This window comes from Amycolatopsis sp. PS_44_ISF1 (assembly GCF_032335455.1).
GTDB lineage: Bacteria > Actinomycetota > Actinomycetes > Mycobacteriales > Pseudonocardiaceae > Amycolatopsis.
The window spans coordinates 313,907-339,107 of record NZ_JANUXO010000002.1 but is presented as its reverse complement, the minus strand read 5'-3'; the positions used below and the strand labels follow the sequence as shown (position 1 = coordinate 339,107).

24 protein-coding genes and 1 pseudogene are annotated in these 25,201 nt (G+C 73.5%); 7 read left to right on the top strand and 18 right to left on the bottom strand.

Annotation, left to right across the window (positions count from 1 at the left end; translation table 11 throughout):
• Positions 1-11 precede the first annotated feature (11 nt).
• The 11 genes from NYF13_RS16315 to pdxT form a co-directional block, all read right to left on the bottom strand.
• Entirely contained in the window at positions 12-2,372 is a 2,361-nt protein-coding gene (locus NYF13_RS16315; protein ID WP_315657791.1) for a bifunctional (p)ppGpp synthetase/guanosine-3',5'-bis(diphosphate) 3'-pyrophosphohydrolase, read from the bottom strand.
• Between the two features lie 142 nt (positions 2,373-2,514).
• Positions 2,515-3,033: an adenine phosphoribosyltransferase gene (locus NYF13_RS16310; RefSeq protein WP_315657789.1), complete on the bottom strand. Its 519-nt coding sequence runs from the start codon at positions 3,031-3,033 to the stop codon at positions 2,515-2,517.
• Positions 3,034-3,038: 5 nt separating this feature from the next.
• Positions 3,039-4,211: a protein translocase subunit SecF gene (gene secF / locus NYF13_RS16305; RefSeq protein ID WP_315660333.1), complete on the bottom strand. Its 1,173-nt coding sequence runs from the start codon at positions 4,209-4,211 to the stop codon at positions 3,039-3,041.
• A gap of 172 nt (positions 4,212-4,383) precedes the next feature.
• Positions 4,384-6,120: a protein translocase subunit SecD gene (secD, locus tag NYF13_RS16300; protein ID WP_315657787.1), complete on the bottom strand. Its 1,737-nt coding sequence runs from the start codon at positions 6,118-6,120 to the stop codon at positions 4,384-4,386.
• A 180-nt stretch (positions 6,121-6,300) separates the two neighbouring features.
• The gene (gene yajC / locus NYF13_RS16295; RefSeq protein ID WP_315657784.1) at positions 6,301-6,726 is read right to left on the bottom strand and encodes a preprotein translocase subunit YajC; all 426 of its coding nucleotides are present in this window, start codon (positions 6,724-6,726) and stop codon (positions 6,301-6,303) included.
• A 177-nt stretch (positions 6,727-6,903) separates the two neighbouring features.
• Entirely contained in the window at positions 6,904-7,980 is a 1,077-nt protein-coding gene (ruvB, locus tag NYF13_RS16290) for a Holliday junction branch migration DNA helicase RuvB (protein ID WP_396287684.1), read from the bottom strand.
• A 45-nt stretch (positions 7,981-8,025) separates the two neighbouring features.
• Positions 8,026-8,631, bottom strand: a complete 606-nt coding sequence (ruvA, locus tag NYF13_RS16285; protein ID WP_315657783.1) for a Holliday junction branch migration protein RuvA — start codon at positions 8,629-8,631, stop codon at positions 8,026-8,028.
• The gene (ruvC, locus tag NYF13_RS16280) at positions 8,628-9,278 is read right to left on the bottom strand and encodes a crossover junction endodeoxyribonuclease RuvC (protein ID WP_315657780.1); all 651 of its coding nucleotides are present in this window, start codon (positions 9,276-9,278) and stop codon (positions 8,628-8,630) included. Before ruvC ends, ruvA begins: the two co-directional genes overlap by 4 nt.
• 184 nt (positions 9,279-9,462) lie before the next feature.
• Positions 9,463-9,999, bottom strand: coding sequence for a DUF4262 domain-containing protein (locus tag NYF13_RS16275; protein WP_315657777.1), 537 nt, complete (start codon positions 9,997-9,999; stop codon positions 9,463-9,465).
• 169 nt (positions 10,000-10,168) lie between these two features.
• A complete protein-coding gene (locus NYF13_RS16270) occupies positions 10,169-10,924 on the bottom strand; it encodes a YebC/PmpR family DNA-binding transcriptional regulator (RefSeq protein ID WP_315657774.1) in 756 nt (251 codons plus the stop codon).
• A 59-nt stretch (positions 10,925-10,983) separates the two neighbouring features.
• Positions 10,984-11,631 carry a pyridoxal 5'-phosphate synthase glutaminase subunit PdxT gene (pdxT, locus tag NYF13_RS16265; protein ID WP_315657772.1) on the bottom strand — a complete coding sequence of 216 codons (648 nt, stop codon included), beginning with the start codon at positions 11,629-11,631 and terminating at the stop codon, positions 10,984-10,986.
• A gap of 435 nt (positions 11,632-12,066) precedes the next feature.
• Here pdxT and pdxS point away from each other — a divergent pair, with 435 nt between their 5' ends.
• Positions 12,067-13,008 (top strand): pyridoxal 5'-phosphate synthase lyase subunit PdxS, encoded by a 942-nt coding sequence (gene pdxS / locus NYF13_RS16260; protein WP_315657769.1) that lies wholly within the window; start codon positions 12,067-12,069, stop codon positions 13,006-13,008.
• Between the two features lie 169 nt (positions 13,009-13,177).
• On the opposite strand, the gene NYF13_RS16255 is transcribed toward pdxS, so the two are convergent.
• Complete coding sequence (locus NYF13_RS16255) at positions 13,178-14,311, bottom strand: NAD(P)/FAD-dependent oxidoreductase (protein ID WP_315657766.1); 1,134 nt, start codon at positions 14,309-14,311, stop codon at positions 13,178-13,180.
• Between the two features lie 196 nt (positions 14,312-14,507).
• On the opposite strand from NYF13_RS16255, the gene NYF13_RS16250 reads away from it, so the two are divergent.
• The 3 genes from NYF13_RS16250 to NYF13_RS16240 all read left to right on the top strand — a co-directional run bounded on the left by NYF13_RS16250 (position 14,508) and on the right by NYF13_RS16240 (position 17,054).
• Positions 14,508-15,113 (top strand): TetR/AcrR family transcriptional regulator C-terminal domain-containing protein, encoded by a 606-nt coding sequence (locus NYF13_RS16250; protein ID WP_315660331.1) that lies wholly within the window; start codon positions 14,508-14,510, stop codon positions 15,111-15,113.
• A gap of 187 nt (positions 15,114-15,300) precedes the next feature.
• Positions 15,301-15,960: a response regulator transcription factor gene (locus NYF13_RS16245; RefSeq protein ID WP_315657764.1), complete on the top strand. Its 660-nt coding sequence runs from the start codon at positions 15,301-15,303 to the stop codon at positions 15,958-15,960.
• A complete protein-coding gene (locus tag NYF13_RS16240) occupies positions 15,957-17,054 on the top strand; it encodes a histidine kinase (RefSeq protein WP_315657761.1) in 1,098 nt (365 codons plus the stop codon). The genes NYF13_RS16245 and NYF13_RS16240 overlap by 4 nt, the downstream gene beginning before the upstream one ends.
• A gap of 24 nt (positions 17,055-17,078) precedes the next feature.
• Here the strand turns inward: NYF13_RS16240 and NYF13_RS16235 are convergent, their stop codons facing one another.
• From NYF13_RS16235 to NYF13_RS16225, 3 genes are all read right to left on the bottom strand, one after another.
• Positions 17,079-17,888: a BPL-N domain-containing protein gene (locus NYF13_RS16235; protein ID WP_315657759.1), complete on the bottom strand. Its 810-nt coding sequence runs from the start codon at positions 17,886-17,888 to the stop codon at positions 17,079-17,081.
• Between the two features lie 279 nt (positions 17,889-18,167).
• Positions 18,168-18,605 (bottom strand): SRPBCC family protein, encoded by a 438-nt coding sequence (locus NYF13_RS16230; RefSeq protein WP_315657757.1) that lies wholly within the window; start codon positions 18,603-18,605, stop codon positions 18,168-18,170.
• Positions 18,606-18,785: 180 nt separating this feature from the next.
• Positions 18,786-19,364: an XRE family transcriptional regulator gene (locus NYF13_RS16225; protein ID WP_315657755.1), complete on the bottom strand. Its 579-nt coding sequence runs from the start codon at positions 19,362-19,364 to the stop codon at positions 18,786-18,788.
• Between the two features lie 55 nt (positions 19,365-19,419).
• On the opposite strand from NYF13_RS16225, the gene NYF13_RS16220 reads away from it, so the two are divergent.
• Together NYF13_RS16220 and NYF13_RS16215 are read left to right on the top strand one after the other, a co-directional pair.
• Positions 19,420-20,127, top strand: coding sequence for an AzlC family ABC transporter permease (locus NYF13_RS16220; protein ID WP_315657753.1), 708 nt, complete (start codon positions 19,420-19,422; stop codon positions 20,125-20,127).
• Positions 20,127-20,447: an AzlD domain-containing protein gene (locus NYF13_RS16215; protein WP_315657750.1), complete on the top strand. Its 321-nt coding sequence runs from the start codon at positions 20,127-20,129 to the stop codon at positions 20,445-20,447. Before NYF13_RS16220 ends, NYF13_RS16215 begins: the two co-directional genes overlap by 1 nt.
• A gap of 313 nt (positions 20,448-20,760) precedes the next feature.
• Here NYF13_RS16215 and NYF13_RS16210 read toward each other — a convergent pair whose 3' ends face one another.
• Positions 20,761-21,723, bottom strand: coding sequence for a DUF5937 family protein (locus tag NYF13_RS16210; protein WP_315657747.1), 963 nt, complete (start codon positions 21,721-21,723; stop codon positions 20,761-20,763).
• Positions 21,724-22,039: 316 nt separating this feature from the next.
• Here NYF13_RS16210 and NYF13_RS16205 point away from each other — a divergent pair.
• Positions 22,040-24,140, top strand: a pseudogene (locus NYF13_RS16205) (elongation factor G-like protein EF-G2).
• A 21-nt stretch (positions 24,141-24,161) separates the two neighbouring features.
• On the opposite strand, the gene NYF13_RS16200 reads toward NYF13_RS16205, so the two are convergent.
• Positions 24,162-24,668 (bottom strand): XdhC family protein, encoded by a 507-nt coding sequence (locus NYF13_RS16200; protein WP_315657745.1) that lies wholly within the window; start codon positions 24,666-24,668, stop codon positions 24,162-24,164.
• 19 nt (positions 24,669-24,687) lie between these two features.
• Positions 24,688-25,185: an NUDIX hydrolase gene (locus NYF13_RS16195; protein WP_315657744.1), complete on the bottom strand. Its 498-nt coding sequence runs from the start codon at positions 25,183-25,185 to the stop codon at positions 24,688-24,690.
• Positions 25,186-25,201: the final 16 nt, after the last annotated feature.

Genomic DNA, 25,201 nt, shown 5'->3' with positions numbered 1-25,201 from the left:
CGATCCCCCGGCTAGGAAGCCGAAGTCACCCGGTAGACGTCGTACACGCCTTCCACGCCCCGAACCACCTTCAGCACGTGCCCGAGGTGCTTCGGGTCGCCCATCTCGAACGAGAAGCGGCTGACCGCGACCCGGTCGCGGGAGGTGGTGACCGAGGCCGACAGGATGTTGACCTTCTCGTCGGCCAGTACCTTCGTCACGTCCGAGAGCAGGCGGTGCCGGTCCAGGGCCTCGACCTGGATGGCGACCAGGAAGACCGAGGAGGCCGACGGCGCCCACTCGACCTCGACCAGGCGCTCCGGCTGGGCGCGCAGGTCGTCGGCGTTCGTGCAGTCCGTGCGGTGCACGCTCACGCCGCCGCCGCGGGTGACGAAGCCGAGGATCTCGTCGCCCGGCACCGGGGTGCAGCAGCGGGCCAGCTTGGCCCAGATGTCGCTGGCGCCCTTGACCACCACGCCGACGTCGTTGGAGCCGCGGCGCCGGGTGACGGTGGACGGGGTGGCCCGCTCGGCCAGCTCCTCCTCCGCCTCGTCGACGCCGCCGAGCAGCGCCACCAGCCGCTGCACCACGTGCTTGGCGCTGGTGTGGCCCTCCCCCACGGCCGCGTACAGCGAGGAGATGTCGGCGTGGCGCAGCTCCTTGGCGACCGAGCCCATGGACTCGGCCGAGACCAGCCGCTGGATCGGCAGCCCGACCTTGCGGACCTCCTTGGTGATCGCCTCCTTGCCCGCGTCGATCGCCTCGTCGCGGCGCTCCTTGGCGAACCACTGCCGGATCTTCGCGCGGGCCTTCGGCGAGCCGGCGAACTGCAGCCAGTCGCGGCTCGGCCCGGCGCTCTCGGCCTTGGAGGTGAAGATCTCGACGACTTCGCCGTTCTCCAGCTTCCGCTCCAGCGCGACCAGGCGGCCGTTCACGCGGGCGCCGATGCAGCGGTGCCCGACCTCGGTGTGCACGGCGTAGGCGAAGTCGACCGGCGTGGAATCGGCGGGCAGCGTGATCACGTCACCCTTCGGCGTGAACACGAAGATCTCGCGCGCGGCCAGCTCGTAGCGCAGGGACTCGAGGAAGTCGCCCGGGTCGGCCGCCTCGCGCTGCCAGTCGAGCAGCTGGCGCATCCAGGCGATCTCGTCGACGTCGACCGAGTTGCCCGCCCCGTTGCCCCCGTGGGTGCCCTTGGTCTCCTTGTACCGCCAGTGCGCGGCGATGCCGTACTCGGCGGTGCGGTGCATCTCGTAGGTGCGGATCTGCACCTCGAGCGGTTTGCCGTCCGGCCCGATCACGGTGGTGTGCAACGACTGGTAGACCCCGAACCGCGGCTGCGCGATGTAGTCCTTGAACCGCCCGGGCACCGGCTGCCAGAGCGCGTGCACCACGCCCATGGCCGCGTAGCAGTCGCGCACGTCCTCGACCAGGATCCGCACGCCGACCAGGTCGTGGATGTCGTCCAGGTCGCGGCCGCGGACGATCATCTTCTGGTGGATCGAGTAGTAGTGCTTCGGCCGGCCCTCGACCTTCGCGGTGATCCGCGAGGACACCAGGTTGCCCGTCAGGTCGGTGATCACCGAGCGGAGGTAGGTGTCGCGCGAGGGCGCGCGGTCGGCGACCAGCCGCACGATCTCGTCGTACTTCTTCGGCTGCAGGATGGCGAAGGCCAGGTCCTCCAGCTCCCACTTCACCGTGGCCATGCCGAGCCGGTGGGCCAGCGGGGCCAGCACCTCCAGGGTCTCGCGGGCCTTGCGGGCCTGCTTCTCCGGCGGCAGGAACCGCATGGTGCGCATGTTGTGCAGGCGGTCGGCCAGCTTGATGACCAGCACCCGCGGGTCCTTGGCCATGGCGATGACCATCTTGCGGATGGTCTCGGCCTCGGCCGAGGTGCCGAGCTTGACCTTGTCCAGCTTGGTCACGCCGTCGACCAGCTCGCCGACCTTGTCGCCGAAGTCGGCCTTCAGCTCCTCGAGGGAGAAGCCGGTGTCCTCGACGGTGTCGTGCAGCAGCGCCGCGACCAGCGTCGTGGTGTCCATGCCCAGCTCGGCCAGGATGGTGGCGACGGCGAGCGGGTGGGTGATGTACGGGTCGCCGGACTTGCGCCGCTGCTCGCGGTGCAGTTCCTCGGCGACGTCGTAGGCGCGCTGCAGCAGCGACAGGTCCGCGTTCGGGTGCAGCTCGCGGTGGATGACGGCGAGCGGTTCGAGCACCTGCTTGACCGGGGCGGCGCGCTGGGCGGTGATCCGGCGCGCGAGGCGGGCCCGGACCCGGCGGGTCGCGGACGGGGTGGGCGCCGCGCCGTTGGGCTTCGGCGGCGGCACGGCCTGCGCGCCCTGCCCCCCGGCGGCGTCCTGGGCGGGCGACGCTGCGTCGAGCTCCTGGCTCACCCGCACCTCCTGCTGCTCGTGCGGCCTTCGAGCCCCCAGGGTAGCCGCTGGGCCGCGCGGGCTCTCGGCCCAGGCCCGTTCGGAGGGTCACCCGGAGGTCTGAACCGGGGCGCACCGCGAGCAGAGCGCCCGGCCGGGGGGATCAGCAGCTCTGCAGCGAGTGCACCGGGCGGCCGCCCAGAACCGCACGCCCGCCGAGCCCGGCGAGTTCGAGCACCACGGAAACGCCCGTGACCACGGCCCCGGCGTCCTCCAGCAGTTTCCCGGTGGCCGCGACCGTGCCGCCGGTGGCGAGCACGTCGTCGAGCACGGCGATCCGCTGACCGGGCCGGACGATCCCGGCGGGCAGCTCCACGCTCGCCGTGCCGTACTCCAGCGCGTAGTCGACCCGGCCGGCCACCGAAGGCAGCTTGCCGGGCTTGCGCACCAGCACCACGCCGAGGCCGCGGGCGTACCCGACGGCCGCGGCCAGCAGGAAGCCGCGGGCCTCCACGCCGGCCAGCAGCTCGACCCCGGGGTCGAGGGTGCCGGCCAGCGCGTCGGTCACCGCCGCGAACCCGGCGGCGTGCGCGAAGAGCGGGCTCAGATCGCGGAACAGCACGCCGGGCTCGGGGAAGTCCGGCACCTCGGCGATCAGGCCGAGGGCCTGGTCCAGGTCCATCCGGCTCAGCGCTTCCGCTTCGCCGAGGGCGCCCCGCCGCGGCGCGGCTTCGCCTTCGGCGTGCGGGCCGAGACGCTGGCCGCTGCCGCGTAGGCCTTCTCCTTGCGGAGCTCGGCCTCCAGGGCATCGTCGTCACCGGCGTCGAAGCCCTCGACGCCGGCCGCGCGCGAGGCCGTCTTCTTCTCCTGGCTCGCGCGGCGGGCGCGGACCCGATCGGCCTGCTGCCGGTACTGCGGGTCGCGCATCTTGAAGTCGACCAGCAGCGGCGTCGCCAGCGCGACCGAGGACAGCACGCCGACCAGGGTGCCGGTGAGCTGCACCAGCGCCAGGTCCTGCAGGGTGCCGGAGCCGAGCAGGATGTACCCGACGATCAGCAGGCCCAGGATCGGCAGCAGCGCGATGAACGCGGTGTTGAACGAGCGCATCAGCGTCTGGTTCAGCGCCAGGTTCGCCGCCTCGGCGTACGTGCGGCGGGTCAGGCCCAGCAGCCCGCGGGTGTTCTCGCGGACCTTGTCGAACACCACCACCGTGTCGTAGAGCGAGAAACCGAGGATGGTGAGCAGGCCGATCACCGTGGCCGGGGTGACCTCGAAGCCGGCCAGCGAGTACACGCCCGCGGTGACCACGATGTCGTGCAGCAGCGAGACCAGCGCGGCCAGCGCCATCCGGGTGTCGAAGTAGATGGCCAGGAAGATGACCACGGCCACCAGGAACACCAGCAGCGCGATGACCGCCTGCCGGGAGATCTCCCCGCCCCAGGACGCGCTGACCGCGCTGTCGCTGATCGCCTGCTCGCTGGCCTGCCCGTTGCTGCCGATCGGCTTGAAGTCGGCGAAGAGCTGATCCTTGACCTTCGCGACCTTCGCCGCGTCGAGGGTCTCGGAGCGGATCTGGATCGTCGCGGCGTTGCCGGTGCCGACCTTCTGCGTCTCCGCCGGCTGCTCGCCGAGCGCCTTGGTGAACGAGCCGATCACCTGCTGGCTGGTGGCCTCGCCGTTCGCGCCGCGGGCCGGCATCTGGATCTGCGTGCCGCCCTCGAACTCGATGCCGAAGCTGAACCCGCGGAACACCATCGAGGCCAGGCACACCAGCACCAGCGCCGCGAAGAAGAGGTACCAGCGCTTGCGCACGCCGATGATGTCGAACGCGCCCGTGCCGACGTAGAGCCGGTGGAACACGCTCTCCTTCTTGGCCTTGCCGCCCCGGACCGCTGTGGCCCGGGCGGCGGTGCCCGTGGCGTCGGTACCGGTGGCTCCCCCGGTTCCAGCGGTTTCGGGGGTTTCGAAGGCTCCGGTGGCCCCGGTCGCGCCGGTGGTCTCGGGGACCTTGCCCTGGTCTTCCTCGCCCACGTCAGGCCTCCTTCACGTTCGAGCGGCCGACCGAAGGACGCGCGGCCTTGCGCTGCGAGCCCAGCTGCTGCACGGCGCCGAGGCCGAGGTGCCGGGGATTGGACAGGAACGCCGACTTCGACGTGGAGAACAGCGACACCAGCGGGTGCGTGACCAGGTAGACGACCACCAGGTCGAGCACCGTGGACATGCCCAGGGTGAACGCGAAGCCCTGCACGTCGCCGACCGCGATCACGTACAGGATCGCCGCGGCCAGGAAGCTCACCGCGTCCGAGGCCAGGATGGTGCGCCGGGCGCGGACCCAGCCGCGGCCCACCGCGGACCGGAACGTCCGGCCCTCCCGGATCTCGTCCTTCAGCCGTTCGAAGTAGATGACGAACGAGTCGGCCGTGATGCCGATGGCGATGATCAGGCCGGCGATGCCCGCGAGATCGAGCGTGTAGCCGATCCACCGCCCGAGCAGGATGAGCACCGCGTACACCAGCAGCCCGGACAGGACCAGCGAGAAGATGGTCAGGATGCCCAGCAGCCGGTAGTAGAACAGGCAGTAGACGAACACCACGATCAAGCCGATCGCACCGGCGATCAGGCCGGCCTCCAGCGAGGCCAGGCCGAGCGTGGCCGAGACCGTGGTCGCGTCCGAGGAGCTGAACGACAGCGGCAGCGAGCCGTACTTCAGGATGTCGGCCAGGTTCTTCGCGTCGGACTGGGTGAACTGCCCGGTGATCTGGGTGTTGCCGCCGAGGATGGCCGACTGGATGGTCGGCGCCGAGACCACCTGCGTGTCCAGCACGAACGCGGCCTGCGAGCCGACGTTGGCCGAGGTGAAGTCCCCCCAGATCTTGCTGCCGGAGGACTTGAACGTCATGTCCACGGTCCACTGCCCGCGCGTCTGGTCGTAGCCGGAGGAGGCGGTGGAGATGTCCGTCCCGGGCAGGAACTCCGGGCCCAGCACGTACTTCGTCGCGTCCTTGTCCCCGCAGGCGACCAGCGGCTTGGCCGAGTCGTCGTTGCCCTCGAGCGGGTCCTTGACGTTCGGCGCGCAGGTCAGCGAGGCCAGCGCGGCCTGCTGCGCGGCCTGGGCCTTGGCCTGGTCGGTCGAGGCCAGGTCGGCGTTCTGCCGGACGGCCTGGGCCTGCTCGATCGGGGTCGGCTGCTTCTGCGCACCGGACGGCGGGGCGGGCGGGGCGCTGGGGGTCTGCGCGGGCGCGCCGGCCGCGCCGCCGCCACCGCTGGCCGGGGGCGACGAGGGCCGGCCCGAAGCCGGCGGGGGCGCCGAAGCGCCGGAGGACGGCGGGGTCGACGCGCTGCCCGAAGGCGGCGTCGAGGGCTTGCCCGTGGGGGCCGTGACCGGGGCGTTCGGCTGCGAGGTGATCACCTTGCGGAAGCCGAGCTTCGCGGTCTGGCCGAGGGTCTTCGCCTGGTCGCCCTGCTCACCCGGCACCGTGATGACGACGTTGCTGCCGTCCAGCAGGACCTCGGCCCCGGCCACACCGATCCCGTTGACCCGGGTCTCGATGATCTGGCGCGCCTGGTTGAGCTGATCGCGGTTGGGCTGGCTGCCGTCGGGCGTGCGCGCGGTCAGCGTGACCCGGGTGCCGCCCTGCAGGTCGATGCCGAGCTTCGGCGCCGGCTTTCCGCCCCCGGTGAAGAACACCAGTGCGTACAGCACGATCACGATCAGGGCGAAGAAGGCGAGATAGCGTCCCGGGCGCAGGTGCCCGGCCGATGGTGCCACGGTGCTTCGGTCTCCTCGGACTGGGTGTGCCCCACTGGTTACGGTGAGCGAGCCGGGAGGGTTTTCCCGGACGCTGCTGGGCATGACTATGACGGCGGACACGCACGCAGCACCGAGAATGTACTCGGTGCTGCGTGAGTCCGGCGTCCACCCGTACCGACTTTCGTCGGTCGCGAGCGGCTACTTCTTGCCGTGCTCCAGCGGCGGCGCCACCTGGGCGCCGGACTTGTCGTCCTCCACCGCGGAGATGGTCTCCTGGGCCGGGGCCTGCGAAGAGACCGGGGCCACGCCGCCGACCAGGGCGGGATCGGTGTCGGCCACCACGTCCTCGTCGGTCTCGACGACCGGCTCGATCTTCTCGCGGACGGCCTGGCGCAGCCAGGTGGTGACCACGCCCGGCGCGATCTCGATGTCGATCGTGGTCTCGCTCGAAGCGTCGGCCACGTTGCCGTAGAGGCCCGACGTGGTCATCACACGGTCGCCGGGGGCCAGGTTCTCCAGCAGGTCCTTCTGGGCCGCCTGCTGCTTCTTCTGCTTGCGGGTGCCCATGACGAGCGGCACGGCCACCACGAGCAGCAGCAGCAACGGCAGCAGTAACTGGTTCATGACTCTCCATTCGACGGACGCCGCGGAAAAGCGGCCGGCGTCCGGTTTTGGCGGATGTGCTGTCTTCGAGTGTGCCAGGTGCCAGCGCAAACGCCAGCACCCACTCCTCTGTCCCGGGCGGGGGCACCGCCGCCGGACCGTCTCGCCGGACCTGCCCGGTCCCGCTCCGGCCCCCGGTCAGCCCTGGTCGAACAGGCTCGGGCTCCCCGGGTCGGCTCGTCCCGGATCGGCCGGGGGGACCAGGCCGAGGTGCTCCCACGCGCCCGCGGTCGCGACCCGGCCGCGCGGGGTCCGGGCGAGCATGCCCGCGCGCACCAGGTAGGGCTCGCACACCTCTTCGACCGTGCCCGGCTCCTCCCCCACCGCCACCGCGAGGGTCGAGACGCCGACCGGTCCGCCGCCGAACGAGCGGACCAGCGCGCCCAGCACCGCGCGGTCGAGCCGGTCGAGCCCGAGCTCGTCGACGTCGTAGACCTCGAGCGCGGCGCGGGCGACCGCGCGGGTCACGTTGCCGTCCGCGCGCACCTCGGCGTAGTCGCGGACGCGGCGGAGCAGGCGGTTCGCGATCCGGGGCGTGCCCCGCGAGCGGCGGGCGATCTCCGCGCCGCCCGCCCGGTCGATCGGGATGTCGAGGATCGTCGCGGCGCGCCGGACGACCAGCTCCAGCTCGGTGTCGGTGTAGAACTCCATCTGCCCGGTGAAGCCGAACCGGTCGCGCAGCGGGCCGGTCAGCGAGCCGGACCGGGTGGTGGCCCCGACCAGGGTGAACGGCGCGATCTCCAGCGGGATGCTGGTCGCGCCCGGTCCCTTGCCGACCACCACGTCGACCCGGAAGTCCTCCATGGCCAGGTACAGCATCTCCTCGGCGGGCCGGGCGATGCGGTGGATCTCGTCGATGAACAGCACGTCGCCGGGAGCCAGGTTGGACAGCATCGCGGCGAGGTCGCCGGCCCGCTCCAGGGCCGGGCCGGAGGTGATCCGGATGGCCGCGCCCAGCTCGGCGGCGACGATCATCGCCATGCTGGTCTTGCCCAGCCCGGGCGGGCCGGACAGCAGCACGTGGTCGGGCGGCACGCCGCGGCGCCGCGCGCTCTCCAGCACCAGCTCCAGCTGCTCGCGCACCCGCGGCTGGCCGACGAACTCGTCGAGCTTGCGGGGCCGCAGCGTGGTCTCGAGCTCGCCCTCGCCGTACTGCGACAGGGCCGACAGGGTGCCGTCGTCCACAGTCCCGTCGTGCGCTGTCCCGTTGGGCACAGGCCCGTCGTGCGCTTCGAATTCGGTCACCTCGTGGTCCACCGGCTACTGCTTGCGGCCGAGGGTGGCCAGGGCGGCGCGCAGCACCGTGGCCGTGGTGTGCCCGTCGCCCTCGGCGAGGACGCGGTCGACCGCCTGTTCGGCCTGCTTCGCCGGGAAGCCCAGCCCGGCCAGCGCTTCCACCACCTCGGCGCGCAACGCCCCGGGCGCGGAGACCACCGGCGCGTCACCGGCCCCGCCGAGCCCGCCGAGCGCCGAGACCTTGTCCCGCAGCTCCAGGCTGAGCCGCTCGGCGCCCTTGCGGCCGATGCCGGGCACCTGGGTCAGCACGGTGATGTTGCCTTCGACGACCGCGGCGCGCAGCTTGTCCGGCTCCAGCACGGCCAGGGTGGCCAGCGCGAGCCGCGGGCCGATCCCGGACACGGTCTGGAGCAGGCCGAACAGCTCGCGCGCGTCCGCGTCGGCGAAGCCGAACAGGGTCAGCGAGTCCTCCCGCACGATCAGCGCGGTGTGCAGCCGCACCTTCTCCCCGCGCCGCAGCGTCGAGAGCGTCGCGGGGGTGGCCTGCACGGCGAAGCCGACGCCGCCGACCTCGACCACCGCGTGGTCCAGGCCGACCGACAGCACTTCACCGTGTACCGAGGAGATCATCGAGGGGCTCCTGTGTTGTCCTGCTGGGTCTTTTCCCGGGCGGCCGGTCTCGGGGCGGTCCGGACGCGCCGGTCCGCGGGGGCGCCGGCCTGCTTCGCCGCGGCGGCGAGGCGGGCCTTGTGCGTCCGGGCCAGCTCGGCCGCGCGGGCTTCGGCCTCGGCCAGGCGGACCCGCATCGGCTCGCGCCAGAGGTGGCAGATGGCCAGGGCCAGCGCGTCGGCCGCGTCGGCCGGGTGCGGTTTCACCTCGAGGTTGAGCAGGCGCATCACCATACCGGTGACCTGGGCCTTGTCCGCGCGCCCGGAGCCGGTGACCGCGGCCTTGACCTCGCTGGGCGTGTGGAACACGACCGGCAGGCCCCGGCGCGCCGCGGCGAGCGCGACCACCCCGCCGGCCTGCGCCGTGCCCATGGCGGTGCGGACGTTGTGCTGGGCGAACACCCGTTCCACGGCGACCGCCTCGGGCCGGTACCGGTCCAGCCAGGTCTCGACCTCGTCGGCGATGCCGAGCAGCCGGCGGGCCAGGTCTTCGCCGGCCGGTGTGCGCACCACCCCGACCGCGACCGCGCGGACGGTGCGGCCGAGACCGCCGTCGACCACCCCCAGGCCGCACCTGGTCAGACCGGGGTCGACCCCGAGCACCCGCACACGCTCTCCTTCACACCGGACGCGAACATTCGTTCGAGGTGCAGGCTACTGGGCGGGACCGCGGCCGGAGGGGAGCCATGCCGGAGCCGGAGGAATTCATCGGTCGCCGAGGTCCCGAACCGCGGCCGGTGGTGGTGCCCGCCGGGCACCCGGCGGTCGACGGGCCCGGAACCGGTGGAACGGCTCAGGGGCCGTCGACGCCCGGGGTCCAGCTCTCCGGCCGCCCGGATTCGGTGAGCACCGGCTGCCAGTCGGCGAAGCCCCCGGGCGCGTCGGCCTGCCACGGGAAGTGCCCGTCGACGGTGGCGACGAGGATCTGCAGGGCCGGGAAGTCGCCGTCCGGGTAGACCAGGAACGCGGAGCCGAAGTACTCCGGGTAGTGCCCCTTGGCCACCCGCTCGAACACGACCTGGCCGCCCTCGAAGAAGTCGCCGTAGGACTTGCCGACCTCGAAGATCTCCCCGTTGGCGGCGCGGTCGACGTACGCGTCGAGCAGCGTCGGGCCCATGTCGCCGGGCAGGCCCACGACCACGGCCTCGGGCACGCCGTGCAGCGCCCAGGCGCAGGCGGTGAAGCTGTAGCCGGCGCCGGTCTCGTCGTCCGGCACCGCGATGACCGCGTTCCCCCGTTCCCGGGCCTGCGTCTCGATCCACTCGATCAGGCGCTGCTCTTCGGGGGCGGGGACGGCGGGGGCGGGGGCTCGGGTGGTCACGGCGCACATTGTGCCGTACCCGCACGGCTGAGCCCAGGCCCGACGCGCGCGAATTTTCCCGGGCGCGCCAAGGGATCCGGCTACCCGCCGGTTCGATCGCGGCGGAAGTCCGGCCACCGGGCGGAAAAAACCGCGCGACCCGAAACCGGGCCGCGCGGTTCTCCGTTCGGGAAGCCGTTCAGTCGATCTCGGCCATGACCTCGTCGGAGACGTCGAAGTTCGCGTAGACGTTCTGCACGTCGTCGCAGTCTTCGAGGGCGTCGATGAGCCGGAAGACCTTCTTCGCGCCTTCGGCGTCGAGGTCCACGGTCACCGACGGGAGGAAGGTGAGCTCCGCCGACTCGTACTCGAACCCGGCCTCCTGCAGCGCCTTGCGCACCGGCACCAGGTCCCCGCCCTCGGAGACGATCTCGAAGTTCTCGTCGAGGTCGTTGACCTCCTCGGCGCCGGCGTCGAGCACCGCCATGAGGACGTCGTCCTCGCTCGCGTCGCTCTTGGGCATGATCACCACGCCCTTGCGGGTGAACATGTACGCCACCGAGCCCGGGTCGGCCAGCGACCCGTTGTTGCGGGTGAGCGCGGTCCGGACCTCCATCGCGGCGCGGTTCTTGTTGTCGGTCAGGCACTCGATCAGCACGGCCACGCCGTTGGGGCCGTAACCCTCGTACGTGATGTTCTGCCAGTCGGCACCGCCCGCCTCTTCACCGCCGCCGCGCTTGCGCGCGCGCTCGATGTTGTCCTGCGGGACCGAGTTCTTCTTCGCTTTCTGGATGGCGTCGTAGAGCGTGGGGTTGCCGTCCGGGTCACCCCCGCCGGTACCGGTCCGGGCGGCCACCTCGATGTTCTTGATCAACCGGGCGAAGAGCTTGCCACGCTTCGCGTCGATGTTGGCCTTCTTGTGCTTCGTCGTCGCCCACTTGGAGTGGCCGCTCATCTCTCCTCCATCTGTTCCGCGTCCGCCCGGTGCTCACGCCACGGACGCCGCCCTTCTGCTCAGGCTTCCCGCACGAGCTCGACGAACAACCGGTGCACCCGCTCGTCCCCGGTGATCTCCGGGTGGAACGCCGTGGCCAGCACCGACCCCTGGCGGACGGCGACGATCCTAGTCCCCGCGTCCCCGGGTCCCGGGTCACCGTCCTGCGGGCCCGGGGACGCGACGGTGGCCAGCACCTCGACCCCCGCGCCGGCCTTCTCGACCCACGGGGCGCGGATGAACACCGCGTGCACCGGCCCGCCCGCCACGCCGGCGAAGTCCAGGTCCACCTCGAACGAATCGACCTGGCGGCCGAACGCGTTGCGCCGGACCACCACGTCGAGCCCGCCGAGCTGCTGCTGGTCCGGGCGCCCGTCGAGCACCTGGCGGGCCAGCAGGATCATCCCGGCGCACGAGCCGAACACGGGCAGCCCGTCCCCGATCCGCGCGCGCAGCGGCTCCAGCAGCGCGAAGCTCTCCAGCAGCCGCGACATCGTGGTGGACTCGCCGCCGGGCAGCACCAGTCCGTCCACTTCGGACAGCTCGGCCGCCCGCCGGACCGGCACGGCCCGCGCACCGGCCCGCTCCAGCATCGCGACGTGCTCGCGCACGGCGCCCTGCAGGGCGAGCACGCCGACCACCGGCCGCGCTCCCGAAGCTCTCGCCACCCGACCTCCCGAAAAACGTTCCACCCAGCTTAGGGGGGCCGCCCCCGGCCGGTCCCGCCAGGTCAGGCCGCCGCCGCGCCGTCACCCGCACGAGGGCCGCCCGGAACCGTTCCCCCGCTCCCCCGCCGCTTCCGCCGCCTCGACCGCCCGCCACGGTTCTTCTCCGGCCCAGCCGACCTTCCGGCCAGCTCCGGCCGCTCTCCTGCCCTACGCAGTGGACTGCTGGAACCACTGCCGAGTGGCTACTCCGGGAGGGCTGTTCGCGCGGGTCCGCCGAGGTGACCCGGCCGACACCGGTCGCGCGCCGCCGGAATCCCTGGTGGCGTCCGAGGGGAAAGTGGACTGCCGAGATACCCGTCCACTGGCCTGCCTCACCGGTCCACCTCGGACCTACCCTCGAAAGCGACCAGCGAGTTCCGCGAGAAAGGCCCCGAGTTGTCCGAGCAGCAGCCCAGTCCCGCACCCCAGTCCGCCACCGGCACCGCCAAGGTGAAGCGCGGCATGGCGGAGATGCTCAAGGGCGGCGTGATCATGGACGTGGTCACCGCCGAACAGGCCAAGATCGCCGAGGACGCCGGCGCGGTCGCGGTGATGGCGCTCGAGCGCGTGCCCGCCGACATCCGCGCGCAGGGCGGCGTCGCGCGGATGAGCGACCCGGACCTGATCGACGGCATCATCGAGACCGTGTCGATCCCGGTGATGGCCAAGGCCCGGATCGGCCACTTCGTCGAGGCCCAGGTGCTCCAGTCGCTCGGCGTCGACTACGTCGACGAGTCCGAGGTGCTCACCCCGGCCGACTACGCCAACCACATCGACAAGTGGGCGTTCACCGTGCCCTTCGTCTGCGGCGCGACCAACCTGGGCGAGGCCCTGCGCCGGATCACCGAGGGCGCGGCGATGATCCGCTCCAAGGGCGAGGCCGGGACCGGCGACGTCTCCAACGCCACCACCCACATGCGCAAGATCCGCGCCGAGATCCGGAAGCTCGGCGCGCTGCCCGAGGACGAGCTGTTCGTCGCCGCGAAGGAACTTCAGGCCCCGTACGAGCTGGTCAAGGAGGTCGCGGAGCGGGGCAAGCTGCCGGTGGTCCTGTTCACCGCCGGCGGCATCGCCACCCCGGCCGACGCGGCCATGATGATGCAGCTCGGCGCCGAGGGCGTGTTCGTCGGCTCCGGCATCTTCAAGTCGGGCAACCCGGCCCAGCGCGCCGAAGCGATCGTCAAGGCCACCACCTTCCACGACGACCCGGACGTCCTGGCCAAGGTCTCGCGCGGCCTGGGCGAGGCCATGGTCGGCATCAACGTGCCCTGGTCCAAGACCGACGGGCAGGAAGGTACGCAGTACGGCACCGAGTTCACGCGGTTCCAGGACCGCTGACCGGCCTTTGCGGCGGGAACCGGCCCCGCGGGCCTCGGTCCGCGGGGCCGGTCTCCCCCGGACCCCGCAGTGGCAGCCGGGCAGGTGACGATCGGGGCGGGTTCCGCGAGTCGCGACGCGGACGACGGCCTCGATCCGGAACCGGGTCCGGATCGGCGCGGCCCGGGGATCACGCGTCCGGTCCGGCGCCGGTCATCAGGGCGAGCAGGCCGTGGGGCGCGTGGTCGTCGATCAGGGCCGCGTAGAAGCCGTCGTCCTCGGCCTCGACGGCCGCGGCGCGGGCGAACATGGCGTCTTCGTGCGCGGCGAGCGCAGTCTCCACGTCATCGGGGTGCGCGGCCAGCGCCCGGCCGAGTTCGGCGCCGTCGAGCATGGCCAGGTTGGCGCCCTCGCCGTTCGGTGGCCGCAGGTGGGCGGCGTCGCCGAGCAGGCTCACCCCCGGCACGCGCGCCCATCGGTGCCCGGCCGGTAGGGCGAAGACCGGCCGCAGCACCGGTGGGGTGCTGCTTTCGGTGATCAGGGCGGTGAGCGCGGGCGACCACCCGTCGAACTCCTTCACCACCCGCGCGGTCAGGCCGGCGGCGTCGGTGGGGTCCAGCGCGGTGAACCAGTCCCGAGGCTTCTTGAGCTGGGCGTAGCTGTGCAGGGTCCCGCCGCCTTCACGATGGGCCAGCAACCCCCGGCCCGGGGCCAGCGCGAACAGCGAGCCGGCCCCGACCGCCTCCGCGGAGGCGGGATGACGGGCCTGCGCGTCGAAGAGGAAAGTCTCCACGCTGCACACGCCGAAGTACTCCGGAGTGGCGGGCGAAAGCAGCGGCCGCACGCGGGACCAGGCGCCGTCGGCCCCGATGAGCAGGTCCGAATCCACGTCGGCGCCGTGGGCGAAGCCGATCCGGTGGCGGCCTCGGCCGAGGGGCCACACCGCGGTGACCTTGCCGCCCCAGCGGACGGTCCCGGCGGGCAGCGAGTCGAGCAGGAGCTGCCGCAGCGCGCCGCGCGGCACCTCCGGACGCTCACCGGTGCCCGCGTCGAGCCGGTCGAGCAGCAGCTTCCCGGTCCGGTCCACCACCCGGTACGCCTCGCGGCCCGGCAGGATCAGCTTGCGGAAGCCCTCGCCCAGCCCGGCCAGCTCCAGCGCGGCCTGCCCGTGGCGGGGGTGGAGGTCGAGCAGTCCGCCCTGGCGGCGGGAGTCCGGGCCGGGCTCGGCTTCGTAGACCGTCGCCGGGATGCCCTGCAGGTGCAGCACGCGGGCCAGCGTCAGGCCGCCCAGTCCCGCTCCGATGATCGTGGCGGAGATCGCCATCGTGCCCTCCTGGATTCTCGACGGGACGCGACCCGGTCTTTGGATCGCCACTCCAATCAAGCTAGCACGAGTTGGAGTGGCGATCCATCCATGCGATGCTGAACCCGTGGAGGACGACACGGAAAGCAGGCCCGCCCGAGCCCCGCGGCGGGCGGACAGCCTGTCGAGGGACCTGATCATCCGGACCGCGATCGAGATGCTCGACGGGGGCGGCGAGAAGGCGCTGACCCTGCGCGCCCTCACCGTCCGCCTGAGCACCGGTTACGGGGCGATCTACCACCACGTCGCGGACAAGGGCGATCTGCTCGCCGCGGCCGCCGACGAGGTCATCACCGGCGTGCGGCCGGGCGGGGCCGGCGAGCCGGATCCCCGCGCCGCCCTGCGCGCCCTCGCCCTCGGCCTGTTCGACGCGATCGACGCCCATCCTTGGGTCGGCGCGGAATTCTCCCGTCAGCCGTGGCGGCCCGCACTGCTGGACTTCTACGAAGGCGTCGGCCGACTGCTCGACGACCTCGGTGTCGCGGACGAAGCGCGCTTCGACGCGTCGGGAGCGCTCGTGAACTACGTCCTCGGCGTTGCCGCGCAGAACGCTTCGAACGCGCGACTGCGTGCGAGCAGCGACCAGGACCGGCAGTCCTTCCTGGACGACGCCGCCGCGCGATGGGCGCAGGCCGACCCGGACCGCTATCCCTTCGTGCGGGCGGCCGCGTCCCGGTTGGGCGAGCACGACGACCGCGAGCAGTTCCTCGTGGGGGTGGACATCTTTCTCGCCGGAATCGCCGCCCTGCACCGGAAACCCTGACGCCCGCCGGTATCGCCGGGCCGGACACAGCCGGTGCGGCGCCCTCGTGTCGATCCGGGCAGGCTGCCCGGTGCCGAAGCTGGCCTTCGCGTCGGGGACCGGGTGTTCGTCCACCCGCGCCGATACCGATCGCGCCCGGTCCGGGCCCAGGTGGCAACGGCCGGCGAGCGGCAGCGAAACTGGGGCCATGATCAGAGTGGTCGTCGTCGACGACGAGCAGTTGATCCGCTCCGGGATCGGTCTCATCCTGCAAGCGGCCGACGGCATCGAAGTGGTGGCGACCGCGACCGGGGCCGACGCGGTGCAGGAGATCGGCGCCCACGAGCCCGATGTCGTGCTGCTCGACATCCGCATGCCCGACGTCGACGGGCTCACCGTCCTGCGCCGGGTGCGCGAGCGGCCGGACGCTCCCGCGGTGGCGATGCTCACCACCTTCTCCTCCGACGACTACATCGCCACCGCCCTGCGTTCCGGCGCGGCGGGCTTCCTCCTGAAGGACACCGCACCCGAGTTGCTGGCCCAGAGCGTCCGCACGCTGGCCGCCGGCGGCGTGGTGCTCTCCCCGGAGGTCACCCGCACCGTCGTCGACGGTTACCCGGACCCCGGCACCACCGGCGCGGCGGCCGGGCTGATCGGCCGGCTGTCCGAACGCGAGCGCCTGGTCCTCGTCCGCCTCGCCGGCGGTTCGTCCAACGCCGACATCGCCGGCCGCCTGCACCTGAGCCTGGGCACGGTCAAGGACCACGTGTCCGCCGTCCTGGCCAAGCTGGGCGTCGCCACCCGCGTCGAGGCAGCCCTGCTGGCTCAGCAGGCCGGCTTGCTCAGCGACCGGGCGGAGCCGTCGTGAGACGGCTGCGCCCGGTGCTCGTCGACGCCGGGCTGATCGCCGTCGCCGCGGTCGACGCGGACCTCGCCCACCTCACCCCGGCGGTGGCCCTCGGCGCCGCCGCGGCGGCCCTCGTCGTGATCCCGCTCCGGCGGTGGTGGCCGATCGCCGTGTTCGTCGTTTCCCTGCCCGCGCTGGCCATCGCGGGCTCGGTCGTCGCGACGCTCATCGCCCTCTACACCGTGGCGCGGCAACACCGGGACCGGCGGCTGCTCGCCGCGTGCGGGGTCCTGGCCGCGGCGGGGTACGCGTTTCCGGGCTGGGGTGCGCAGTTTTCCCGGAGCGACCTCGCCACGACCGTGCTGTACGCGGTGATGACCGCGGCCGCGCCGATCCTGCTCGGCACTCTGGTGCGGACCCGGCGGGAGCTCTCGCTCCGCCTCCAGGAGATCGAGCGGGTCCGCGAGCACGAACGCGAGCTGGACGCCCAGGTGGTCCTGGCGAAGGAACGCAACCAGCTCGCCCGCGAAATGCACGACGTGGTCTCCCACCAGGTCAGCCTGATCGCCGTGCAGGCGGGCGCGCTCGGCGTGTCCACCGCCGACCCGGCGGCGCGGGAGGTGGCCGAGACCGTCCGCCGCCTCTCGGTGGACACCCTCGACGAGCTCCGCCACATGGTGACGCTGCTGCGCGGCTCGGGTGATCCGGCCGCCGGGCCGGCGCCGCAGCCGGCGCTGTCCGGTCTGGACCGGCTGATCGCCACCAGCGGGATCACCGTGCGGCTGACCGGTTCGGCCCCGGCCGGCCTCGGCCCCGCCCACCAGCGCACGATCTACCGCACCGTGCAGGAAGCGCTGACCAACGTGCGCAAGCACGCGCCCGGCGGCCACGCCGACGTCGAGATCTCCCACGACGGGGTTGAGCTCACGGTGAGCGTCGGCAACACCCCGGCCACCCGGCCCGCGCCCGCGCTGCCCGGCTCCGGGCTCGGCTTGACCGGCCTGGGTGAACGGGCCGCACTGCTCGGCGGCACGGTGGAGGCCGGTCCGCTGCCCGGGGGCGGCTTCCGCCTGTGCCTGCGGCTGCCCCTCGGCGGACGCGGGCCTCATTCGTGAGCACCCGGCCCGCCGCCCCGGCCGTCAGCGGGCCAGGGTGCGCTCGATCAGCTCCCGCGCGAGGTCGAGCCGGACGCCGTCGGGGTTGACCAGTCCGTGCTCGTCGTACCAGGACTGCTCGGCTTCCGGGTGCGGGCCGCTGACCCCGACCCGGCCCTGGCCGTAGGGGGCGACGACGACCGCGGCGGCCCCGGTGGAGTAGGTGGCCAGGACCTCGGCGCCGGCGCCGGGCCGCAGCTCGACCGCCGGGCCGTCCTGGAAGTACAGGTGCCGGGCCCGGCCGCGCCAGGACACCTCCACCACGGTGTGCCGCCCGTCGGGCACCTCCGCGCCCGGCGAACCGGCGTAGCCGTAGGTGTCCCCCGGCACCAGGCCGAACCCCGGATCGTGACCGGCCAGGTAACCGCCGAAGCACAGCCCCAGGTAGCTTCCGCCGGCGCGGACCCAGTTCCGCACCGCGTCGGCGGACCCGGCCAGGTCCCGCCAGGTCCCGGCCAGGTCGTCCCCGCCGCCGGGCTGGACGTAGAGCTGGGCCCCGGCCAGGGTGGCGGCGGTGAGGGGCCGGCCCGTGCCCGGCCCCACGTATTCGACCTCGACCGGCCGCGGCAGCGAGCGCAAGGCCCTGGCCACCGCGGGCGCGCAGTCGTCGCAGCCCTGCGGTCCGTTGTAGACCAAGGCCACGATCTTCGGTTCGCCCGCCGGGCCGTGGGGCTCACCGGTCTCCCCCCGCGCCTCCCGGGGCGCGCAACCGGCGACCAGCAGCACCACGGTCACCAGCGCCGTCAGCGCCGTCAGCGCGGTCGGCCCGGCGCCGGGCCGAGCCCGCCGCCGCACCGGTGCGGTCGTTCCCGGACACACGTTCACCCTCGGTCTCCCCTCGTCCGGTCCGGCGGGATCACCCGAGCGGGACTCGGCCACCGGAGGCGCCGATCACGCCCCGGATCCATGATCGGGTCCACGAGCACGGGACCGCATCGGCGCCCCGGCCGGATCTTCCGGTCGACCGGCTGGATCCGGCCGGTCGATCGGCTGGAGCGGCACCCCGCCACCCGCCCTGTCCCCCCGGCCGCGGTGAGCCCGGTGAACGGCATCCGGGCCGGCCGGACCGCGCGTTCAGGCTCGCTTCTCCAGCGCGGTGGTCAGTTGCGGGACCAGCCGGTCGCCGATCCGTTCGAACTCCCGGACCAGCAGGGGGCCGAAGAGCTTCGCCGTGCGGTGGAACCGGACCTGCGAGTGGTAGGTGATCGAAGTGCGGCCGTCGTCGAGGCCGGCGCAGGTGATCGTGTCGGTCGAGGTGGCCCCCCGGTTCCGTCCGGAGAACACGAACCTGCCCTCCCGGGCCGGTTCCCGGCGGAAGACGACGGTGACCCGCCGGCCGAGCAGCCTGAGGACGTTGCGCCACTCGGTCCCCACTTCGACGGGCCCGTCGCCGATCTGGACGCAGCTGATCGTGCCGGGGTCCCATTCGCGCGAGTTACCCCAATCGGCGAGGTAGTCCAGCACCACCGGCAAGGGGGCGCGGACGGCGAAGGTGCGGGAGATTTCGGCCACGGGGCAGTGTCCCACGCCGGTTCAGCCCGGCCCCGGGCGACGCGATCGTGGGCCGGTCCGGTGCAACCTCGGCCGGGGTGAGCGGAAGCGCCGGGAAGGCCCACGCGATCCGCCTCGGTGAACCGGCCGTGCCGACTGCCGCTGATGCTCGGGAACTCCTTCTCCGCGGCCGTCGAAGCCTCAGGAATACTCCGAAACCTCCACCCCGAACGTGCCCGGCTCCAGGGCCTCGAAGATGTGCCGGACGTCGCCGGGGTAGGAGATGTAGTCGCCGGCCCGGAGTTCGACCGGGTCGTCGGCCACGCCGACGCGGGCGCGGCCGGCGCAGATCACGATGTGCTCGACCACGCCGTTCATGTGCGGGTCCGACCGGCGCGGGGTGCCCGGCTCCGCGCGGATCACGTACAGGTCCCGGCGGGCCGAGGGCGGGCACGCCGACAGGAGCGTGCAGGCGTAGTCGGCGTGCTCGGCGAACACCGTCGGGCCCTTGCCCGCGCGGACCACGCGGACCTGGGTCCGTTCGGGCTCCACCAAGCGGGAGAACGGCACGTCGAGCGCGACGCCCAGCGCCCACAGCGTCTCCACGCTCGGGTTGCCCGAGCCGGATTCCAGTTGCGAGAGCGTGGACTTCGCGAGACCGGCCAGCCGCGCCAGCTCGGTCTGGGACAGCCCGGCCCGGGTCCGCTCGCGGCGCAGTGACGACGCGATGATGTCGAGCGGGGCACTCCCGCTGTCGTGCGGCATGTGTGTTCGCTCCATCAGTCTTCTCGTTCGCCTTGACGAACAGGCGAGGGTGTGTTCAGTATAAGGCACTATGCGTTCGATATGGCGAACACTCGATCCGGCGCTGGCCCGGGACATCGGCCTGGTCTGCCTGGCCGACACCCTGGTGGGCGTGTCCTACGGGGCCATCTCGGTGAGCTCCGGCTTCCCGTTCTGGGCCCCGATGCTGCTGTCCCTGCTGGTCTTCGCCGGCGCTTCGCAGTTCATGTTCGTCGGCATCGTGGCGGCGGGCGGCAACCCGCTGGCCGCCGTCGTGGCCGGCCTGCTGGTGAACGCACGGCACGTGCCGTTCGGCTTCGCGATCGGCGACGTGCTCGGCCCGCGCTGGGCGAGCCGGATCGCGGGCAGCCACCTGATGATCGACGAATCGGTGGCGTTCGCGCTGGCGCAGAAGGATTCCGACCGCAAGCGCGCCGCGTACTGGGCCTGCGGCGCGGGCCTGTTCGCGTGCTGGAACCTCGGTGTCGCACTCGGCGCCTTCGCCGGGACCGCGATCAGCGACACCGACGCGTTCGGTCTCGACGCCGCGTTTCCCGCGGTGCTGCTGGCCCTGGTGCTGCCATCCCTGCGCGACCGGGCCACCCGCCTGCCGGTCCTGCTCGGGGTGGTGGCCGCCCTGGTCGCGACGCCGTTCCTGCCCGCCGGGCTGCCCGTGCTGTTCGCGCTGGTCGGCGTGGTCGCGGGGGCGGCGGCGAAGGAGCCGAAACCCCGTGAACCACAACCCGAAGGGGCCTGCTGATGGATGCCGCCGAACTGGTCGTCGCGGCCGTGGTACTGGGTGCGGGCACGTTCGCGTTCCGCTTCGCTGGACCGGTGCTGCGGACGCGGGTGAAGCTGTCCCCGCGCGCGGAACGGCTGATGGCGCTGGCCGCGGTCGTGCTGCTGGCCGCGCTGGTCGCCACCAGCGCGCTGACCGAGGGCCACGGGTTCGCCGGGTTCGCCCGCCCGGCCGGGGTGCTGGCCGGCGGGGTGCTGGCCTGGCGCAAGGCCCCGTTCGTCGCGGTCGTGGTCGCCGCCGCGGCGACCACCGCCCTGCTCCGGCTGGCCGGAGTGCCGTGACCACCGCGGCGGCGGCCGGTCGGCCCGGCCTGGCTTCACTGCCGTGACCACCAGTGCCCGGCCCGGCCGGGACTGCCGCCGCTTGGCCCGGGCCGAGTGCCCTGCCCACCGCTCACTCGGCCCCAGTGGCCCTGACCACCGCCGCTGAGACCGGCCCGACCCGGCCACCAGCCGGCCCCGCCGGGGCGTCCTGACCACTGCCCGCCCCGGCCACCAGCCAGCCCCGCCGGGGCTTCTGACCACTGCCTACCCCGGCCACCAGCCGAGCCCGGCCGAGTGCCGTGACCACCCGGGCGGGGACCGCGGGCAATCCTCACTCCCCGGCCGCGACCAGGTCGTCGGCGGCGGAGGTGCGGACGTGCACCCCGTCGGGAGTGGTGGTGAGCAGTCCGGCGGCCGACAGCAGTTCCAGGTGCTTGGCCACCACCGCCGCCTTCAGGCCGGTGCGCCGGGCCAGGCCGGCCGAATCGGCCGGGGTGGCCAGGGCGGCGAGCAGGATGCTGCGGCTGCGCCCGAGCACCCCGCGCAGCGCGGCCGGCGACTGCGTGCCCCCCGCCTCCCACAGCCCGGCCAGCCCGCGGGCCGGGTACCGCAGCACCGGCTGCGAACCGGCGTGCGTCCGGGAAACCACGCGCGGCCACACGAAGACCGACGGCGCCAGCACCAGCCCCCGGCCGTGTGAGGCACCCGGCGCGGGCACCCGCTGTCCGGCGACAGCCACTCCGCCGTCCGCCCATCGGACGGCGGGCGCCAGGTCGGCGAAGACGTCCTGGGCCGCGCCGTCCGCGAGCAACCGGGAGCGGTGCAGGACGTCGCCTTCGAGCAGCGCGCGCATGCGCGGCCACGCGGGCGCGAGCGCCACCGCCCAGTAGCGCTCCATCAGGTTGGCCAGCCGTTCCAGCCCGGCCTCCGGGTCGCGGTGCAACCGGGTCAGCGCGGGCGGCCACGGCGGGTCCGTCCGCTCCAGCTCGCGCCGGACCGCGCGGGCCGGGACGTCGCGCAGGTCGGCCAGCTCGTCGGCCAGCTCCGGCACCGGCGACGCGGGCACCGGGGCCAGGAAACGCGGCACGGGCCGCCCGGCCACCAGCCCGGCCAGCGGGGTGAGGTCGATCCCGGCCTGGTCCAGCGCCACCGAAGCGCGTTTCACCCACGGCAGGTGCAGCGCGTGCTCCCCCGGGTGCCGCAGCACGCCGGCGCTGGCCACGATCTCCCACAACGGCGAGAACGCCAGCCGCGTCCGCGCGAGCTCGTCCACGGTCCAGGCCACGTCCTGCACCGCGCCACCTCCTCGGCTGCCGGGAATCCGTCGAGTGTAGACGGTCCGTTGTGGACAGTCCGGCCCGGACCGGGAGGCCACCGCCCGTCCGGGTCGCCCTCGGTGCGCGAGCCGGCCGGAGCGGGGCATCCGGTCCCGCGGGCCGCGTCGCCGGGAGGCCGCAGGAACTTTCGTCGGTTCACCTCCGGCCGCGCGTTCACCCCACCGGGCCCGGGGGCAAACGGCTGGTCCGGTGCCCGCGGCTTGTCCCAGACCCGGTGACGGGTGTGTGATCGAGGACACACCTCATGCGCCCGTCGTCCGCAGAGGAGCCGTCATGGCCGACAAGCCGAGCAGGAGCACCGGGGCCGCCAGGGCCGCCGTCGCGGTGGCCGACCCCGCCCGGGTCCGCAACGTGGTGCTCGCCGGGCCCTCGGGAGCGGGCAAGACCACCCTGGTCGAAGCCCTGCTGGCCGCGTCCGGCACGGTGGCGCGGGCCGGCCGCGTGCTCGACGGGACCACGGTCGGCGACCACGACCCGGCCGCGGTCCGCCAGCAGCGCTCGGTCGGCCTGTCCGTCGCCCCGATCCTGCACCGGGGCGGCAAGATCAACCTCATCGACACCCCCGGGTACGCCGATTTCGTGGGCGAACTGCGCGCCGCCGACGCGGCCCTGTTCGTGGTGTGCGCGGCCGAAGGAGTGGACGCAGCCACGATCGCGGTGTGGCAGGAGTGCGCGTCGGCCGGCCGGCCGCGCGCGGTCGTGGTTTCCCGCCTCGACCACCACCGCGCCGACGTGCTCACCGCGATCGCCGCGGTCCGGGCCGCGTTCGGGCCCGGGGTGCTGCCGCTCTACCTGCCGGTTCGCAACGGGCTGGCCGGCCTGATCTCCCGGCGCTACTTCGAGCACTCCGCCGGCCACCCGCCGCGGATCGGCGAGCTGGAAGCGGCCGAGCTGGCCGGGACCGCCCGCGCCCGCGACGAGCTGATCGAGGGCATCATCGCCGAAAGCGAGGACGAGACCCTGATGGAGCGGTACCTCGGCGGTGCGGAGATCGCCGAGGACACGCTGATCGCCGATCTCGAAACGGCGGTCGCGCGCGGTGCGTTCCACCCGGTCGTCCCGGTCTGCGCCACCACCGGGACCGGGCTGGCCGAGGTGCTCGACGGCATCGTCCGCTTTCCCCTCGCCGCTGGAGCACCGGCCGCCCGAGGTGACCACGCCCGGGGGCGGCCCGCACAGCGCGCTGTCGGCCGATCCGGACGGACCGCTCGCCGCGGCGGTGGTGCGCACCGCGGCCGATTCCTACGTCGGGCGCGTTTCGCTGGTCCGCGTGTTCTCCGGGACGCTGCGGCCGGAGCACGCCGTGCACGTCTCCGGCCACGGCCTGGCCGAACGCGGGCACGAGGACCACGACGCCGACGAACGGGTCACGCACCTGTATTCGCCGTTCGGCGCGAACCTGCGCGAAGTGCCGTACTGCGTGGCCGGCGAACTGTGCGCGCTGACCAAGATCGGCTCCGCGGAAACCGGCGACACGGTGTCTTCACCGGAGGACTCGCTGGTGATGCGGCCCTGGCCGATGCCCGAGCCGCTGCTGCCGGTCGCCGTGGTCGCGGGCACCCGCAGCGACGAAGACTCGTTGTCGCGCACCCTTTCCCGGCTCGTCGCGGCCGATCCGGCACTGCGGCTGGACCGCAACGCCGAGACCGGCCAGCTCGTGCTGTGGTGCACGGGCGAGGCGCACGCCGACGTGGTGCTGTCGCGGCTGCGGGCGGGCGGGGCGGAGGTCGGCACCGAACCGGTGCGGATCAGCCTGCGCGCCACCTTCGCCCGGCCCGCGCGCGGGCACGGGCGGCACGTCAAGCAGTCCGGCGGCCACGGCCGGTTCGCGGTGTGCGAACTGGAGGTGGAGCCGTTGCCGCGCGGCAGCGGCTTCGAGTTCGTGGACGCGGTGGTGGGTGGGTCCGTGCCCCGCCAGTTCATCCCGAGCGTGGAGAAGGGCGTGCGCGAGCAACTGCGGCGCGGCCTCGGCGACGGGCCCCCGGTGGTGGACGTGCGCGTGACCCTGGTCGACGGCAAGGCCCACAGCGTCGACTCCTCCGACACCGCCTTCCAGACCGCCGGCGCGCTGGGCCTGCGCGAGGCCGCGGCCGCCGCCGAGCTCACCCGGCTGGAGCCGCTGGACGAGGTCGAGGTCACCCTGCCGGACGAGCACCTGGGCCCGGTGCTGGGCGACCTGTAGTCCCGGCGCGGCCGGGTGCTGGGCACCGAAACCGGCACGGCCGGGGTCACGGTGATCCGCGCCGAGGTCCCGGCCGCCGAACTGGTGCGCTACGTGGTGGACCTACGCTCGCTGTCTTCGGGCACGGCCGCCTTCACCCGCCGCCCGGCCCGGTTCGAGCCGGTGCCCGAGGGGACCGTCCTCCCGGGCTGAAGCGCGCTCGCCCCGGCGGCCTCACGGGAAGTCGAAGCCGCCGGGCCGGTCGTTGCGGTCGGCCAGCAGACCGGCCAGGGTGGCGATGGCGATCTCCGGCGGGGTGCGCGAGCCGATGTTCAGCCCGACCGGACGGTGCACCCGGGCGATGTCCGCCGCCGGCACGCCGAGCGCGGTCAGCGCCGCGACGTGCGGGCCCGGATGGCGCGGGTTGCCGAGCACGCCGATCCAGCGCGGGGCGCCGGCCAGCGCCGCCCGCAGCACCTCGCCCAGCTCGGGCCGGTGGTGGTCGGTGACCACGACGTCGGTGCCCGCGTCCAGCTCCGGTAGCGCGGTGCGGAGGTCGCAGCCTTCGGCGGTGCGCGCGAGGTCGGGCTCGAACAGCACCGTGCGGTAACCCGTGTCGGCGGCGTAAGCCAGCAGGTAACGCGAGACGGGCGACGCGAACACCGCGACCAGCGTCCGTCCGGGCGGCTCTTCCTCGGTTTCGCCGTGCGCCACGGCGCAGGCCCCGGGTTCTGCGGTCATGCCGCCCAGTCTGCCACCGCTACAGGTCCGGCTCGGCGAACTCGAAGTACTCCGGCAGCGGTGCGGTGCCGGCGAGCTTGAAGTACCGCACCTTGCGGCGGCGGCGCAGCGCCAGGGTGTCGCGGACCGCGTCGTTGTGCACCCGCCGGGCGATCACGACCCGGTGTTCGGCGTCGGTCAGCTCCCCGGCCAGCACCGCGGGCAGCCGGGACCGGTCGACGCGGGCCAGCACCAGCGTCAGCTCGTTCTCCTCGGCCTCACGGTCGGGGCGGGCCGCGCCTTCGGCCCGCTCGGCCACCGCGCGCAGCCCGGAGCCGTCCCCGCCGTCCCCGCCGAGCAGCGCCGCGGCGGCCCGGGCGACCACCGCGCGCCGGGCCAGCGCCGCGTCGAGCGCGGCCCAGCCCGCGTCGGTGCGGACGTGGAGCCGGTCGAGCCGGTTCGCCGTGGCCACCAGGAAGAGCCCGCCCAGCACCAGGACCACGGCGATCGCGGGCAGCAGCCAGTCCAGCACGCTCACGCGGGCACCCCGGTCA

Excerpts from the sequence above, each read along its gene's own strand:
- NYF13_RS16310 (WP_315657789.1), bottom strand. The coding sequence starts at position 3,033 with ATGGACCTGGACCAGGCCCTCGGCCTGATCGCCGAGGTGCCGGACTTC.
- yajC (WP_315657784.1), bottom strand. The coding sequence starts at position 6,726 with ATGAACCAGTTACTGCTGCCGTTGCTGCTGCTGCTCGTGGTGGCCGTG.
- ruvA (WP_315657783.1), bottom strand. The coding sequence starts at position 8,631 with ATGATCTCCTCGGTACACGGTGAAGTGCTGTCGGTCGGCCTGGACCAC.
- NYF13_RS16275 (WP_315657777.1), bottom strand. The coding sequence starts at position 9,999 with ATGTGCGCCGTGACCACCCGAGCCCCCGCCCCCGCCGTCCCCGCCCCC.
- NYF13_RS16270 (WP_315657774.1), bottom strand. The coding sequence starts at position 10,924 with ATGAGCGGCCACTCCAAGTGGGCGACGACGAAGCACAAGAAGGCCAAC.
- NYF13_RS16255 (WP_315657766.1), bottom strand. The coding sequence starts at position 14,311 with ATGGCGATCTCCGCCACGATCATCGGAGCGGGACTGGGCGGCCTGACG.
- NYF13_RS16250 (WP_315660331.1), top strand. The coding sequence starts at position 14,508 with ATGCTCGACGGGGGCGGCGAGAAGGCGCTGACCCTGCGCGCCCTCACC.
- NYF13_RS16245 (WP_315657764.1), top strand. The coding sequence starts at position 15,301 with ATGATCAGAGTGGTCGTCGTCGACGACGAGCAGTTGATCCGCTCCGGG.
- NYF13_RS16225 (WP_315657755.1), bottom strand. The coding sequence starts at position 19,364 with ATGGAGCGAACACACATGCCGCACGACAGCGGGAGTGCCCCGCTCGAC.
- NYF13_RS16220 (WP_315657753.1), top strand. The coding sequence starts at position 19,420 with ATGCGTTCGATATGGCGAACACTCGATCCGGCGCTGGCCCGGGACATC.
- NYF13_RS16215 (WP_315657750.1), top strand. The coding sequence starts at position 20,127 with ATGGATGCCGCCGAACTGGTCGTCGCGGCCGTGGTACTGGGTGCGGGC.
- NYF13_RS16200 (WP_315657745.1), bottom strand. The coding sequence starts at position 24,668 with ATGACCGCAGAACCCGGGGCCTGCGCCGTGGCGCACGGCGAAACCGAG.